The sequence below is a fragment of the Propionivibrio sp. genome (assembly GCF_041441355.1).
Lineage (GTDB): Bacteria > Pseudomonadota > Gammaproteobacteria > Burkholderiales > Rhodocyclaceae > Propionivibrio.
Window position 1 is genome coordinate 111,989 of sequence record NZ_JASDTF010000037.1, and the last position, 13,452, is coordinate 125,440.

The following is a 13,452-nucleotide window of genomic DNA, read 5'->3' on the forward strand; positions in this document are numbered from 1 at the left end:
GCGCGATGGAGAACGCATGACCACTAAAGCACGCAAAGGCATCATTCTCGCCGGCGGCTCGGGCACTCGCTTGTACCCGGCGACGCAGGTCGTTTCCAAGCAACTGCTGCCGATCTTCGACAAGCCGATGATTTTCTACCCGCTCAGCACTCTGCTCCTGGCGGGAATTCGCGACATCCTGATCATCTCGACGCCGCAGGACACTCCGCGCTTCGAGCAACTGCTCGGCGACGGCTCGCAGTGGGGCATTTCGTTGACCTACGCCGTGCAGCCTTCTCCCGACGGGCTGGCGCAAGCCTTCCTGATCGGCGAGCGGTTCATCGACGGCCATCCGTCGGCGCTGGTGCTCGGCGACAATATCTTCTACGGCCACGACTTCGCTGGCCTTTTGCGCGAAGCGATGGCGAGCGAATCCGGCGCGACGGTCTTCGCCTACGCGGTGAACGACCCCGAACGCTACGGCGTCGTCGAATTCGACGCCGAATGGCGGGCGATCAGCATCGAAGAAAAGCCCAAGGCGCCGAAATCGCGCTATGCCGTGACCGGCCTCTACTTTTACGATGAGAACGTCGTTGAGCTGGCTAAAACGGTACGGCCGTCGGCGCGCGGCGAACTCGAAATCACCGACCTGAACCGCCTTTACCTCGAGCGCGGAGCGCTCAGCGTGAAGACCATGGGCCGGGGTTACGCTTGGCTCGACACCGGGACCCACGAGTCGATGCTGGAGGCGAGCCAGTTCATCTACACCATCGAGAACCGGCAAGGGCTGAAAGTCGCCTGCCCCGAGGAAATTGCCTGGCGCAACGGCTGGATCGACGATGCACAGCTCGAACGAATGGCCGCGGTCTATGCCAAGTCGGGCTATGGCATCTACCTCAAGGGCCTGTTGCGCGAACGGGTGTACGCATGAAAGTGACGCCGCTTGCGGTGCCGGATGTGCTGCTCATCGAACCCAAGGTGTTCGGCGATGCGCGTGGCTTCTTCTTTGAAAGCTTCAACCAGCGCGCTTTCAACGAGGTGACCGGACTCGACGTGCAATTCGTGCAGGATAATCACTCGCGTAGCGTGCGCCACGTGTTGCGCGGTTTGCACTACCAATTGCCGCCGTACGCCCAGGGCAAACTGGTTCGTGCCGTGGTCGGTGAAGTCTTCGACGTGGCCGTAGACTTGCGCCCGGATTCGCCGACCCTCGGCCGCTGGGCTGGGGCGGTGCTCTCGGCCGAGAACAAGCGCCAGATGTGGGTACCACCGGGCTTCGCGCACGGGTTTTTGGTGCTCAGCGAGGCCGCTGAGTTCCTCTACAAGACTACCGACTATTACGCCCCCGAGTACGAGCGCAGCATTCGTTGGGACGATCCCGATCTGGGCATCGATTGGCCGCTTGAGGGCGCGATTCCGCAGTTGTCGGGCAAGGATGCGCAAGCGGCCTGTTGGCGTTCCAGAACAAACTGAGAACGTGTGGCTCAGTGCCGCGTAAAGAACCAAAGGGGAAAAATGGAAACAACCGATTATGTACAGCCGGTTTTAGCGTTGCCGCGCTTTACCAAACGATTGATTGCGCTTCTCGTCGATAGCGGCCTGTCGGTGATTACCGTTTGGTTGGCTTTATACCTACGGCTTGGCGAGTTTCAAACCCTGGAGGGGCCTTTTCTGAAGGTGACCACCTTGGCGATTGGGCTGAGTTTGCCTGTTTTTGTTGTTTTCGGTTTATATCGGGCGATTTTTCGTTATGCCGGCTGGCCTGCTTTAATGGCCGTGAGCAAGGCCATGGCAGTATATGCTCTGTTGTTTTTTTCCGCGGTGACGGCGATTGGAATTGATGGGGTTCCGCGTACGCTTGGAATCATTCAACCTGTGCTGATGCTTCTGGCCGTTGGCGGCTCAAGGCTCGTTGCCCGCTTCTGGCTGGGAGGGCTTTATCAACAACAGCTCAAACGTGCCGCGTTGCCAAAAGTCCTCATTTATGGTGCCGGTAGTACGGGCCGGCAGCTTGCGGTCGCCATGTCTCACAGTCAGGCTTTGCGCATCATCGGTTTTATTGACGACGACGACCGTTTGCATGGGCATGTACTCAACGGTTTGCCGATCTACGGTTCGGCCGATTTGCCCGGACTGATTGAATCACAAGGGGTCCGCGACGTGCTGTTGGCATTGCCTTCGGCTTCGCGGCGTCAGCGCAACGAGATCATTGAACGAATGCGGCCGTTCAAGGTAGCCGTTCGTACCCTGCCTAGCTTGCTTGAACTCGCTCAGGGAAAAGTAAGCACTTCGGATGTCCGCGAACTTGACATCGATGACTTGCTTGGGCGCGAGCCAGTTTCGCCGAATCACATCCTGCTCGGAAAGAACGTGACTGGTCGAGTGGTTCTGGTGACCGGGGCTGGTGGGTCGATCGGCAGCGAGCTGTGTCGCCAACTCGCGTTGCTGCAGCCTGTGGCACTGTTGCTCATCGAACAGAGCGAATTCGCGCTCTATCGCATCCATCAGGAACTCGAGGCTCTCCTGGCGGGCCAGACCACGCGCCTCGTACCGCTGCTCGCTTCGGTGCGCGATGCCGAGCGCATGCACGAGATCATGTCGACCTGGCGGCCTGAGACGGTCTATCACGCGGCGGCCTACAAGCATGTGCCGCTGGTTGAACACAACCCGAGCGAAGGGGTGCGCAACAACGTTTTTGGCACCCTTGTCGCGGCGCAGGCGGCGCGCGACAACGGGGTCAGCGACTTCGTCCTGATCAGTACCGACAAGGCTGTGCGCCCGACCAACATCATGGGGGCCAGCAAGCGCCTCGCGGAGATGGCCTTGCAAGCCCTCTCGGCGCAGGGCGGGAGCACCAAATTCACCATGGTGCGCTTTGGCAACGTCCTCGGATCTTCGGGCTCGGTCGTTCCGCTTTTCCGTCGTCAGATTCGCGACGGCGGTCCGGTGACGCTGACCCATCCCGAGATCACCCGTTACTTCATGACCATTCCCGAGGCCGCGCAGTTGGTGATCCAGGCCGGGGCGATGGCGCGCGGCGGCGACGTCTTCGTCCTCGACATGGGTGAACCGGTGCGCATCATCGACCTTGCGCGGCGGATGATCGAACTCTCCGGTCTCGAGGTACGCGATGCGCGAAATCCCGATGGCGACATCGAAATCGCGGTCACCGGCCTGCGTCCGGGCGAGAAGCTGTACGAAGAACTGCTCATCGGCGACAACCCCAAGCCGACCTCGCATCCACGCATCATGAAAGCGCACGAAGACTTCCTGCCCTGGGCGCAACTCGAGGAAAAGCTCGCTGCCTTGCGCCTGGCACTTGATACCAACGATGTTGGCGTGCTGCGCCGGCTGCTTGAGCAGCTCGTCTCCGGCTACGCGCCCAGCGGCGAGATCGTCGATTGGGTCTATCTGGCGAACGAAGCGGAAAGCGCGAGCGCGTCCTGAGCGCTGTCAATCAAGGATTTTCATGCAAACCATTCTGATCACGGGCGGCACCGGCTTCATCGGCTCGCACACCGCCGTCGCCCTGTTGGCGGCGGGCTGCGAGGTCGTCCTTTACGATAATCTGGTTAACAGCCGGCGCGAGGTCATCGACCGCATCGCCCGGATTGCCGGGCGCGCGCCGCATTTCGTCGAAGGCGACGTGCGCGACCGTGAGCGCTTGACCCAAGTCCTGCGCGAGACGCGGAGCGACGGCGTGATCCACTTCGCCGCGCTCAAGGCGGTCGGCGAATCGGTACGCGAGGCGCTGGCCTATTACGACGTCAACGTCGGCGGCACCTTGGCGCTGTGCCAGGCGATGGCGGCTGCAGAGGTGCGTAGTCTGGTCTTCAGTTCCTCGGCGACGGTCTATGGCGATCCGGCGTCACTGCCCATTCGCGAAGATTTCCCGCGCTCGACGACCAACCCCTACGGCGCGAGCAAGCTGATCTTGGAGGATATGCTGGCCGACGTGGCCGCGGCCGATCCGCGTTGGCGCATTGCCCGGTTACGCTATTTCAATCCCATCGGCGCGCATGAAAGCGGCTTGATCGGCGAAGCGCCGAACGGCATTCCCAACAACCTGCTGCCTTACATCGCCCAGGTGGCCTGGGGGCAGCGCGAGAGGCTCAGCGTTTTCGGCGGCGATTACCCGACGCCCGACGGCACCGGAGTGCGCGACTACATCCACGTCGTCGATCTGGCCGAAGGCCACCTCGCCGCGCTGGACTACCTCGCCGCCCATCCGGGGCTGCTGACCGTCAATCTCGGCACTGGGCGCGGTTATTCGGTGCTCGAGATGGTGCGTGCCTTCGAGCGCGCCTCGGGCCGGGCGGTGCCTTACGAAATTGTCGCGCGACGTGCCGGCGATATCGCCGCGTGCTACGCCGACCCCACGCTGGCGCACCAGTTGCTCGGCTGGAGTGCGCAACGCGACCTCGACGCGATGTGCCGCGACGCCTGGCGCTGGCAGTGCAATCCGGCTGCGCGTTGAGTTAGGCCGCCATGGCGACCTACGCGATTGGCGACCTGCAAGGCTGTTATGCCTCGTTTCGCCACCTGCTTGAGCGGGTGGCGTTCGATCCGGCGCGCGACCGCCTGTGGTTGATCGGCGACCTCGTCAATCGCGGGCCGCGCTCGCTTGAGACCCTGCGTTACGTACGCGGACTCGGGCCGGCGGCGCAAACCGTCCTTGGCAACCACGACCTCTCCTTGCTGATGGCTGCGGAAGGGCACGGCAAGCGCAGCGCCGGCGATACCTTTGACGACGTACTTGCGGCTCCGGACGCCGATGCACTGCTCGACTGGTTGCGCAGGCAGCCTTTATGTCACGTCGAGGATGAGTATTGCCTGGTGCATGCCGGTCTATTGCCGCAATGGACGGTGAGCGAAGCGCGAGTGTTGGCCGGCGAAGTCGAGGCGGTGCTGCGCGGCGACCACTGGCGCGAATTCATGGCCAAAATGTGGGGCAGCGAACCGGCCGCGTGGTCGCCAGAATTGCAGGGCTGGCCGCGGCTGCGAGTGGTCGTCAACGCCTTGACCCGGATGCGTTTCTGCACGCCCGACGGGACGATGGAATTTCGCAGCAAGGGGCCGGTGACGAGCGCGCCACCAGGGCACTTGCCGTGGTTCGATGTGCCGGGCCGGCGCAGCGCCGGGCAAGTGCTGGTGACGGGGCATTGGTCGGCGCTCGGGCTGTGCCTGCGTCCCGACCTCCTGGCGCTCGACTCGGGGTGCCTGTGGGGCGGCCCCTTGAGCGCGGTCAGGCTTGAGGATCGGGCGCTGTTCCAGGTGCCGTGTGCGGCGGAGGATCGCCGAGACTGAGCGCGATGGCGGCGTGCGCCGCCAGAGCCAGTTCGCGCCGTGAGCCGCTGCCGGCGGTGAGGGCCGGCAAGGCGCGCAGGCGTACGATCATCGACGGGGTGGCCAGGATGGCGCGCAAACTGTCGAGCAGGCTCATCTCGCCGACGTAGGCAGCGGCGCGGCAGCGTTCGCCGTCGGCCGTCAGGTAGGCCAGAGCGACCGGCTGGATCGGGCGTCCACTCTCGATCGCAGGCTGCAGCAAGGCAGCGTGGAAATGCAACAGATGGGTACCGTCGGTGGTCGTGCCTTCGGGAAAAACCGCCACATCGCGTCCCTGCGTCAGCAAAGCGTCGATTTCGGCATTCACCAGCCGGGCGTGGCCACGGCTGCCGCGGCGCAGGAAAACCGTGTCGTTGTTTGCCGCGAGCCAACCGAGCAGCGGCCATTCGCGGACTTCCGCCTTGGAGACGAAGGCCATCGGGCGGGCGGCGTTGAGGGCGAGGATGTCGAGCCAGGAAACATGGTTGGCGACGTAGAGGCTGCCGGCGGTGCAGCCCTCGACGTCAGCATCAACCCGGATCGCCAGGATGGACAGCGCTTGGCGCGACCAGCGCTGCCTGAATTTCAAGCGGCGGCCGGGGCGGAGCAGTGGGAACAACAGTCCGACGAAAATGAGTCCCCAGCCAAGGTGAAGGATCAACCGGGTCAGACGCAGGGCGCGCCATGTCGCCCTGGGGAAGGCCGACGCCGCGGCGACTTGGAGCGGATCGGCCCTCATGGTGAGGGTCAGCGGGAGACGCGGGTCTTGCCACCGCCGGTCAGGACGCGCACGCGGTCGCCCGGCAGGATGTCGTCCTGGCCTTTTTCCTGAACAACAGCAATCGATTGGCCGCCGTCGAGCTTGACGGTGATTTCTAGCGCGTTCTTCTTGGTGCTGCTTTCTTCGATCGCCGATCCGGCCAGTCCGCCGAGGACGGCGCCGACGATGGCACCGACGATGCGCCCATCGCCGCCGCCGACATTGCTGCCGGCGACGCCGCCAATCGCCGCGCCGCCGATCGTCCCGACGCCGGACTTGGTGCCTTCGAGGCTGACTTCGCGCACGCTTTCGACGACGCCGGTGCGGACGATCATTTCCTGGCGCGCTTCATCGCGCGAATAAACATCGCCCGAGCGGCTGCTGGCGCACGCGCCCAGGGTCAGGGCCGCGAGCAGGGTGAGAACGAGGGGAATGGTTTTCATACGGGCCTCCAGAAGTGGCAAGCGGTGGTTTGTCCTGAGCGCGGGTGGGGGTTACGCCGACGCCACGCCGTGTTGGCGGGCGATCGTATCGTAATGGGCTGCAACGCGCTTGAGGTAGTCGATCTTCTCGGCGTAGGGGCGGAAATGGAATGCGTGTTCGAAGCCCGTCAGCGCCAACGTCTTCAGACGCTTGGCATCGATCGGGAAATGGTCGACGGCCAAGCGGTATTCCTGGGTGACGCTGGTGTTCGACACCAGGCGATTGTCGGTGCACAGCGTCACCGCGAGTCCGCGTTCCAACATCGTACCGAAGGGATGGGCGGCGATGTTGGAGAGCGACGGTGTCGTCTGCAGGTTGCTCGACAGGCAGACTTCCAGCGTGATGCGTCGTTTGGCGATGTAGTCGATCAGGGCTTCGAGGTAGGCGTTGCAGTCGACGATGCGCGCGTCCTGCAGGCGCGTGGCGTCAAACAGGAACAGGCCATGGCCGATGCGTTCAGCATGAAGTTTGGTGACCGCCTGGTAGATGCTCTCGGCGCCGTAGGCTTCGCCTGCGTGAACGGTCTTGCCGAGAAAGGCCCGGCCAGCGAGCGCATAGGCCTCGGCGAACTGACTGGCCGGGAAGCCGTTCTCGGCCCCAGCGATGTCGAAGCCGACGACCTGAGTCGCCGCGCCCGTCTTCGAATCCTGGCGCTGGCCGGCGCGCAGCTCGGCGGTGGCGCGGGCAAGTTCGACGCTGGCTTTCTGAATGATCTGCGTATCGGAGAGGCCGGCATGGTCTTGCCAGAATTTCGCGTAGTAGGGCGAAAAAACCGGTAAGCAGAAGCGCATCGCGCAAACGATGAGGCCGTAGTCGTACTCAGGCACACCCGCAGCGAGGCGGGCGTTAAGTTCGTCGCGGGCCGTGCGCAGGCCGCGATCGACGGCATCCATCACCTGGCCGTAGCTCATCTTCTCCGACATCAAGAGCTGCGGCGCGAAGCGGACTTCGATGTAGCGCACGCCCTCGGCGGCGTTGTCGAGCATCAGTTCGTAGGCAATGCGGAACAGCGCCGCGTCGCTCTGCATGACGGCGGTGGTCAACGCGAAGCCGCGCAGGTATTCCTCCAGGCTGGCGTACTGATCCTTGAACACCGTTTCACGCAAGCCCTGCACGGTTTCCGCCGGCAAGGCGACGCCGGCGTCGTACGCCAGTTCGATCAAGGTTTCGATGCGCAGACTGCCGTCGAGATGCAGGTGCAAGTCGGTTTTCGGGAGGGCGCGGAGGAATTCGTCGGAAAAACGGGTCATGGCAGGGCTCCGGAGGGCATGTTCGGTGCGAGTGGGCGAGGATACGGGCAGGCAGGATCGGAATGGACGGTTTGCCTGGGTGCGTGGCCAGCGCCCACTTTCCAGACGCAGCACGCGAAACCTCGAATGCTACGCGGTTCTGCGTCGAATCGGCAGAGGTCCACGGTGGATCGGGGGGGCGAATGCGCATTCGTCGAGCGCGCGTTGACAGCATTTTAAAAGCGGGATAAGGTCGTGAAAAGCTTTTCTTGAGTTTCTTTTCGGTTTTTAGGCAGCGCTCGGGCCGATCCCCGAGCCCATTCCTCTGGCGGGCGGAGAGCGATTTGAATATCAAGGACGTGGCGCGTCTGTCGGGCGTTTCGATCTCGACGGTTTCGCGCGTCATCAACCGTTCCGCCTACGTCAATCCCGACATTCGGCGCAGCGTGGAGAAAGTCCTCGAGGAAACCGGCTACCGTCCCAATGCGCTGGCGCGCGGCCTGCTGAGCCACCGTACCCATACCATTGGCGTGATGCTGCCGCGCATCGATCTCTCCACCTTTGCCGCGATGATCGACGGCATCGCGCAGGTTCTCGACGACCAGGGCTATGGCGTGATGCTGGCCAACACCCGCGACGACCTGGCCGAAGAGCTGCACTATCTGGAGCTGTTCAACGAAAAGCGAATCGACGGGCTGCTGTTTTTCGGCACCGGCGAGAACGCCAGCTACGCCGACGCGATCGCCAAGTTGCGCGCGCCGGTGGTGCTCGTCGGCCAGTCCGGAGCCTACCTGGGCTGCCCGTCGGTGCGCCTGGATAATTTCAACGCCGCCAAGGCGATGGTCAATTACTTGATCGGGCTGGGGCACCGGCGCATCGGCTGTCTCGCCGTTCCTGATCACGATGTTGGCATTGGCATCGAGCGTAAGCGCGGTTATCTTGCGGCGCTGGCGGAGAACGGCCTCGATTTCGACCCTGCCCTGTTGCGTGTCGGTAGCTTCGAATACGCCTCCGGTGAGGAAGGGGTGAAAGCCCTGATGGCCGCCCCCGGCGGCGCACCGACCGCGATCTACACGATCACCGACCGGCTGGCGGTGGCGGCGGCCGGCTGGCTGTTGCGCAGTGGCCGGCGGGTACCCGAGGATGTTTCGGTGGCCTGCATAGACGACCCCGAATTGCTGAGTTTCTGCTATCCGGCGATTACCGCGATGAGCTTTGATTACCGGCAGGCCGGAATGCGTGCGGCCCGCATGCTGATCGACAACATCGAAGGCAAGGCAGATGGCGAGCGCCCGGAAAAGGGCGCAGCGCCGCCCGTCGAGGTGGTCATGCCGCATACCTTGCGCGTGCGTGAAAGCACGGGCGTTCCGGAGGCCAAGCGATGAGCGACCTGTCCGCGCCGTTCGGCGTCAGCTGGGTCGAGTGGTTTGGTTACGCGGCCTCGGTCGTCGTCGCCATCTCGCTGACCATGAGTTCGATCGTCAAGCTGCGCTGGTTCAACCTGACCGGCGCGACGATGTTCACGATCTATGGTTTCGTCATCGATGCCTGGCCGGTCGGTTTCCTCAACCTGTTCATCGTCGCCATCAACCTGATGTACCTGGCGCGCCTGTACCGGGCGCGCGACGATTTTCGCATCATGGCCTGGACCGGTGGCCGGGACTACCTGGAGCATTTTCTCGCCTTCCATCGGCGTGAAATCGCACGCTTTTTCCCGCGTTTCGATGCTTCGCACGTGGAAGGGCGCGACATTTATTTCCTGCTCAGGAATGCCACCCCGGTCGGCCTCCTGATCGGGCGAGCCGATGCCGAGCGGCGTTTCGAGATCGACCTCGATTACGTCGGTCCGCAGTACCGCGATTTCCGCATGGGTTCCTTTCTCTACCGGCAGAACGATTTTTTCCGGCGCCAGGGCTATTCGGCCTTGCGTGCGCCGGCGACCGGCAGCGGCCACGACGCTTATTTGGAACGGATGGGCTTCGTGCACCAGGGGGGAGAATTCATCAAGGCCCTTTGATTCAAGCCGCGTGCGAGCAAAATGCAGCGACAGACGATAGATTAAGCAAGGATGGGGCGGGACGCCGGCCGACGACGAAACACGGCATCGACAGACAACGAAGAGGAAGGAAGCGAGCAATGAACGGAATGTATGGAAAACTCGAAGAGACGGTGACCTGCGTCAAGCGGCTGACCGATTTGCGGCCGACGATCGGTGTCATCCTCGGTTCCGGACTGGGCCAGCTGGTCGAGCGGATGACCGATACGGTGGCCATCGATTACCGCGATCTGCCGCATTTCCCGGCGCCGACCGTCGCCGGGCACGCCGGCCGGCTGGTGATCGGACGCATCGAGGGCGTGCCGGTGATGGCCATGCAGGGGCGCTTCCACTACTACGAAGGCCACGACATGCGCACCATCGCCTTCCCGACGGCCTTCATGCAGCGCTTCGGGGCGCGTACGCTGATCGTGAGCAACGCCGCGGGCGGGATCAATCGTGGCTTTACGCCGGGGGATCTGATGCTGATCACTGATCACCTCAACCTGATCGGCACCAACCCGCTGATCGGCTTGAACGACGAGCGTCTCGGCCCACGTTTCCCGGACATGACCGAAGCTTACAGCCCGCGCCTGATTGCACTGGCCGAGGAAGCCGCCGCCGAACTCGGCACGTCGCTGCGTCGTGGCGTCTATGCCGGGCTTTCCGGTCCGTGCTACGAGACGGCCGCCGAGATTCGCTACCTCGAACGCATCGGTGCCGATGCTGTGGGCATGTCCACCGTGCCGGAAGTGATCGTCGCTCGTTACCTCGGCATGGAGGTGCTGGGTATTTCCTGCGTCACCAACATGGCCACCGGGATCGCCACCGTGAAACATGCACACGACGAAGTCGTGCGCATCGCCAACGAGGCTTCGACCCGTTTCTGCACCCTTGTCGCCACCACCATCGGGAAAATTGGAGTCGTCTGAGATGAGACCGCCCCCACCCTCGCGCTGCTCGCTGCCTCCCAGGGGGGCGTGTCAGTTCCTTTGGACGTCCGGGCAGTACTGACATGGCCGATCTGGACTGCGTCGTCGAGATGCGGAACATCCGCAAGGTGTTTCCCGGCATCGTGGCCAACGACGACATCACGCTGTGCTTGAAGAAAGGCGAAGTGCATGCGCTGCTCGGCGAGAACGGGGCGGGCAAGTCGACCTTGATGAGCATCCTCTTTGGTCTCTATCAGCCGGATGCCGGGAGCATTCACATCCGTGGTCAGGCGGTGCGCATCGACAACCCGAATGTCGCCAATGACCTCGGTATCGGCATGGTGCACCAGCATTTCAAGCTGGTGCATAACTTCACCGTGACCGAGAACATCGTGCTTGGCATGGAGCCGACCTCCGGTCTGGTCCTGAGCCTCAAGGAAGCATCGCAACGGATCAAGACCTTGTCCGAACAATACGGCTTGAGCGTCGATCCGGAAGCACGCATCGAAGACATTTCGGTGGGCATGCAGCAGCGCGTCGAAATCCTGAAGATGCTCTACCGTAATGCCGAAGTGTTGATCTTCGACGAACCGACAGCGGTGCTGACGCCTCAGGAAATCCAGGATTTTTTGGGCATCCTGCGCAACCTCATCAGCGAAGGCAAATCGATCATCTTGATCACGCACAAGCTCAAAGAGATCAAGGCCATCGCCGACCGCTGCACGGTCATTCGGCGCGGCAAGTACATCGGCACCGTCGACGTGCGTGAGACCGACGAAGCGCGTATGGCTGAGATGATGGTCGGCCGGCAGGTGAACTTCAAGGTCGAGAAATCAGCGCGCGGCGTAGACGCCGCGGGGGAGGTGATTCTCTCGCTCCGCGACCTTCGCATCGCCAATCGTGGCCATGGGGCGCCGGTGTGCATTGAGGCGCTCGACATCCGGGCCGGGGAAATCCTCGGTCTGGCGGGCGTCGAGGGGAACGGCCAGAGCGAACTGGTCGAGGCGCTGACCGGCCTGCGGCGCCTCGAGTCGGGCACGATCCTGCTTTCCGGCATGGACATTTCCCGGGCTTCGATCCGTGAGCGCAACGAAAGCGGTCTGGCGCACATCCCCGAGGACCGGCAGAAGCGCGGGCTGGTGCTCGACTATTCGCTGGAGGAGAACTTCATCCTCAAGAACCATCGCGCGGCGCCGTATTCGCGGCGTGGTTTTCTGCAGCCCGAGGCCATCCGCCAACATGCCGATGCGCTGATCGCCGCCTTCGACGTGCGCTCCGGCGAAGGTGCGGTGTCCTCGGCGCGGGCGATGTCCGGCGGCAATCAGCAAAAGGCGATCATCGGACGCGAGTTCGACCAGAATCCGGACCTCCTGATCGCCGTGCAGCCGACGCGCGGTCTGGACGTCGGCAGCATCGAGTACATCCACAAACGCCTGATCGAGCAGCGTGACTCGGGCAAGGCCGTCCTGCTGGTGTCGCTCGAACTCGACGAGATTCTCGACCTCTCGGACCGCATCGCCGTCATCCACAACGGGGCGTTGATCGGCATCGTCGACGCCGCGGCCACCGACGAAAAGGAGATCGGCCTGATGATGGCCGGTTGCCGCAAGGACACGGCGTCCGAAAAAACGCAGCCCGGAAAGGAGCGCGCCGCATGAGACTGCGGATCAACAGGGAATTTCTGGTCGGCCTGATCGCGGTGCTGCTCGGCTTGGCGGCCGGGGCGCTGCTGATGCTGGCGACCGGCAACGAGGTGCTGGAGGGTTATCGCTTCCTGTTTGCCGGCGGGTTGATGAATCTGGAACGCATCGGCAACACCCTGGCGACGGCGACGCCGCTGGTGCTGACGGGCCTGTCGGTGGCTTTTGCCTTCCGCACCGGCCTGTTCAACATCGGCACGCCGGGGCAGGTGCTGATCGGGGGCATGCTGGCCACCATCGTGGGGCTGACGATCGATCTGCCGAAGGTGCCGTTGCTGACCCTTTCGGTTTCCGCGGCGGTGCTCGGCGGCGCCCTGTGGGGCGTCATTCCCGGCCTGCTCAAGGCCCGCTTCAACGTGCACGAGGTGGTCTCCGGCATCATGATGAACTGGATCGCCTACTGGATCACCTATTACCTCATGCCGGCCTACTTCAAGGGGGCGTACGAGACGGAGTCACGTCAGATCCCGGAAGCCGCCTCGCTCAAGGTGTCGTGGCTGACCTCGCTGTTCGCCGGGTCGTACATCAACATTGGCCTCTTCTTGGCCGTCGTCGCCGTGATTCTCGTCGCCGTCGTGCTCGAACGCACCGTGCTTGGCTACCAGCTCAAGGCCGTCGGCTTCAACCGTCATGCGGCGGAATACGCAGGCATCAGCGTCAATCGCAACATCGTGCTGTCGATGATGATCGCCGGCGCGTTGTCCGGGCTGGGCGGTGCCGCGCTCTATACCGGCTACGCCTCGTCGATGCAGATCGGCGTGATGCCCAGTCAGGGCTTCGACGGCATTGCCGTGGCCTTGCTCGGTGCCAATTCGCCGCTCGGCGTGGTCGGGGCGGCGCTGTTCTTCGGAGTGTTGCAGTCGGGCAAGGGCTTCATGAACGCGATGACCGACATTCCGCCGGAAATCGGCGACACCATCATCGCCTGCATCATCTATTTTGCGGCCACCAGCGTCCTGATCCACCAGTGGCTCGATCGCGCCGCACGGCGCCTGGCGAAGTAAGGGGT

General features: G+C 63.2%; 13 protein-coding genes. 10 read left to right on the plus strand and 3 right to left on the minus strand.

Annotated elements, in window-relative coordinates; translation table 11 throughout:
* The first annotated feature begins 16 nt into the window (after positions 1-16).
* From rfbA to QMB55_RS12925, 5 genes are read left to right on the plus strand one after another with little or no spacing between them, the layout of a single operon-like run.
* Entirely contained in the window at positions 17-910 is an 894-nt protein-coding gene (rfbA, locus tag QMB55_RS12905; RefSeq protein WP_497589125.1) for a glucose-1-phosphate thymidylyltransferase RfbA, read from the plus strand.
* Positions 907-1,452: a dTDP-4-dehydrorhamnose 3,5-epimerase gene (rfbC, locus tag QMB55_RS12910; protein WP_497589126.1), complete on the plus strand. Its 546-nt coding sequence runs from the start codon at positions 907-909 to the stop codon at positions 1,450-1,452. Before rfbA ends, rfbC begins: the two co-directional genes overlap by 4 nt.
* 42 nt (positions 1,453-1,494) lie before the next feature.
* Entirely contained in the window at positions 1,495-3,426 is a 1,932-nt protein-coding gene (locus tag QMB55_RS12915; protein ID WP_497589127.1) for a polysaccharide biosynthesis protein, read from the plus strand.
* Positions 3,427-3,448: 22 nt separating this feature from the next.
* Positions 3,449-4,456 (plus strand): UDP-glucose 4-epimerase GalE, encoded by a 1,008-nt coding sequence (galE, locus tag QMB55_RS12920; RefSeq protein ID WP_497589128.1) that lies wholly within the window; start codon positions 3,449-3,451, stop codon positions 4,454-4,456.
* Between the two features lie 11 nt (positions 4,457-4,467).
* Positions 4,468-5,286, plus strand: a complete 819-nt coding sequence (locus QMB55_RS12925) for a symmetrical bis(5'-nucleosyl)-tetraphosphatase (protein WP_497589129.1) — start codon at positions 4,468-4,470, stop codon at positions 5,284-5,286.
* Here QMB55_RS12925 and QMB55_RS12930 read toward each other — a convergent pair.
* The 3 genes from QMB55_RS12930 to QMB55_RS12940 all read right to left on the minus strand — a co-directional run bounded on the left by QMB55_RS12930 (position 5,225) and on the right by QMB55_RS12940 (position 7,797).
* Positions 5,225-5,893, minus strand: coding sequence for a lysophospholipid acyltransferase family protein (locus tag QMB55_RS12930; protein ID WP_497589130.1), 669 nt, complete (start codon positions 5,891-5,893; stop codon positions 5,225-5,227). The two genes, QMB55_RS12925 and QMB55_RS12930, sit on opposite strands and share 62 nt — an antisense overlap.
* A gap of 158 nt (positions 5,894-6,051) precedes the next feature.
* Positions 6,052-6,507, minus strand: a complete 456-nt coding sequence (locus tag QMB55_RS12935; RefSeq protein ID WP_497589131.1) for an outer membrane lipoprotein — start codon at positions 6,505-6,507, stop codon at positions 6,052-6,054.
* 51 nt (positions 6,508-6,558) lie between these two features.
* Complete coding sequence (locus tag QMB55_RS12940) at positions 6,559-7,797, minus strand: adenosine deaminase family protein (RefSeq protein WP_497589132.1); 1,239 nt, start codon at positions 7,795-7,797, stop codon at positions 6,559-6,561.
* Positions 7,798-8,120: 323 nt separating this feature from the next.
* Here QMB55_RS12940 and QMB55_RS12945 point away from each other — a divergent pair, with 323 nt between their 5' ends.
* The 5 genes from QMB55_RS12945 (at position 8,121) to QMB55_RS12965 (ending at position 13,447) form a co-directional block, all read left to right on the plus strand.
* Entirely contained in the window at positions 8,121-9,161 is a 1,041-nt protein-coding gene (locus QMB55_RS12945; RefSeq protein WP_497589133.1) for a LacI family DNA-binding transcriptional regulator, read from the plus strand.
* Positions 9,158-9,793, plus strand: a complete 636-nt coding sequence (locus QMB55_RS12950) for a hypothetical protein (RefSeq protein ID WP_497589134.1) — start codon at positions 9,158-9,160, stop codon at positions 9,791-9,793. The genes QMB55_RS12945 and QMB55_RS12950 overlap by 4 nt, the downstream gene beginning before the upstream one ends.
* A gap of 119 nt (positions 9,794-9,912) precedes the next feature.
* Positions 9,913-10,743, plus strand: a complete 831-nt coding sequence (locus tag QMB55_RS12955; RefSeq protein ID WP_497589135.1) for a purine-nucleoside phosphorylase — start codon at positions 9,913-9,915, stop codon at positions 10,741-10,743.
* 83 nt (positions 10,744-10,826) lie between these two features.
* Positions 10,827-12,401: an ABC transporter ATP-binding protein gene (locus QMB55_RS12960; protein WP_497589136.1), complete on the plus strand. Its 1,575-nt coding sequence runs from the start codon at positions 10,827-10,829 to the stop codon at positions 12,399-12,401.
* Positions 12,398-13,447 (plus strand): ABC transporter permease, encoded by a 1,050-nt coding sequence (locus QMB55_RS12965; RefSeq protein ID WP_497589137.1) that lies wholly within the window; start codon positions 12,398-12,400, stop codon positions 13,445-13,447. Before QMB55_RS12960 ends, QMB55_RS12965 begins: the two co-directional genes overlap by 4 nt.
* The last annotated feature ends 5 nt before the right edge of the window (positions 13,448-13,452 follow it).

Excerpts from the sequence above, each read along its gene's own strand:
- rfbA (WP_497589125.1), top strand. The coding sequence starts at position 17 with ATGACCACTAAAGCACGCAAAGGCATCATTCTCGCCGGCGGCTCGGGC.
- rfbC (WP_497589126.1), top strand. The coding sequence starts at position 907 with ATGAAAGTGACGCCGCTTGCGGTGCCGGATGTGCTGCTCATCGAACCC.
- QMB55_RS12915 (WP_497589127.1), top strand. The coding sequence starts at position 1,495 with ATGGAAACAACCGATTATGTACAGCCGGTTTTAGCGTTGCCGCGCTTT.
- galE (WP_497589128.1), top strand. The coding sequence starts at position 3,449 with ATGCAAACCATTCTGATCACGGGCGGCACCGGCTTCATCGGCTCGCAC.
- QMB55_RS12925 (WP_497589129.1), top strand. The coding sequence starts at position 4,468 with ATGGCGACCTACGCGATTGGCGACCTGCAAGGCTGTTATGCCTCGTTT.
- QMB55_RS12935 (WP_497589131.1), bottom strand. The coding sequence starts at position 6,507 with ATGAAAACCATTCCCCTCGTTCTCACCCTGCTCGCGGCCCTGACCCTG.
- QMB55_RS12940 (WP_497589132.1), bottom strand. The coding sequence starts at position 7,797 with ATGACCCGTTTTTCCGACGAATTCCTCCGCGCCCTCCCGAAAACCGAC.
- QMB55_RS12950 (WP_497589134.1), top strand. The coding sequence starts at position 9,158 with ATGAGCGACCTGTCCGCGCCGTTCGGCGTCAGCTGGGTCGAGTGGTTT.
- QMB55_RS12955 (WP_497589135.1), top strand. The coding sequence starts at position 9,913 with ATGAACGGAATGTATGGAAAACTCGAAGAGACGGTGACCTGCGTCAAG.
- QMB55_RS12960 (WP_497589136.1), top strand. The coding sequence starts at position 10,827 with ATGGCCGATCTGGACTGCGTCGTCGAGATGCGGAACATCCGCAAGGTG.
- QMB55_RS12965 (WP_497589137.1), top strand. The coding sequence starts at position 12,398 with ATGAGACTGCGGATCAACAGGGAATTTCTGGTCGGCCTGATCGCGGTG.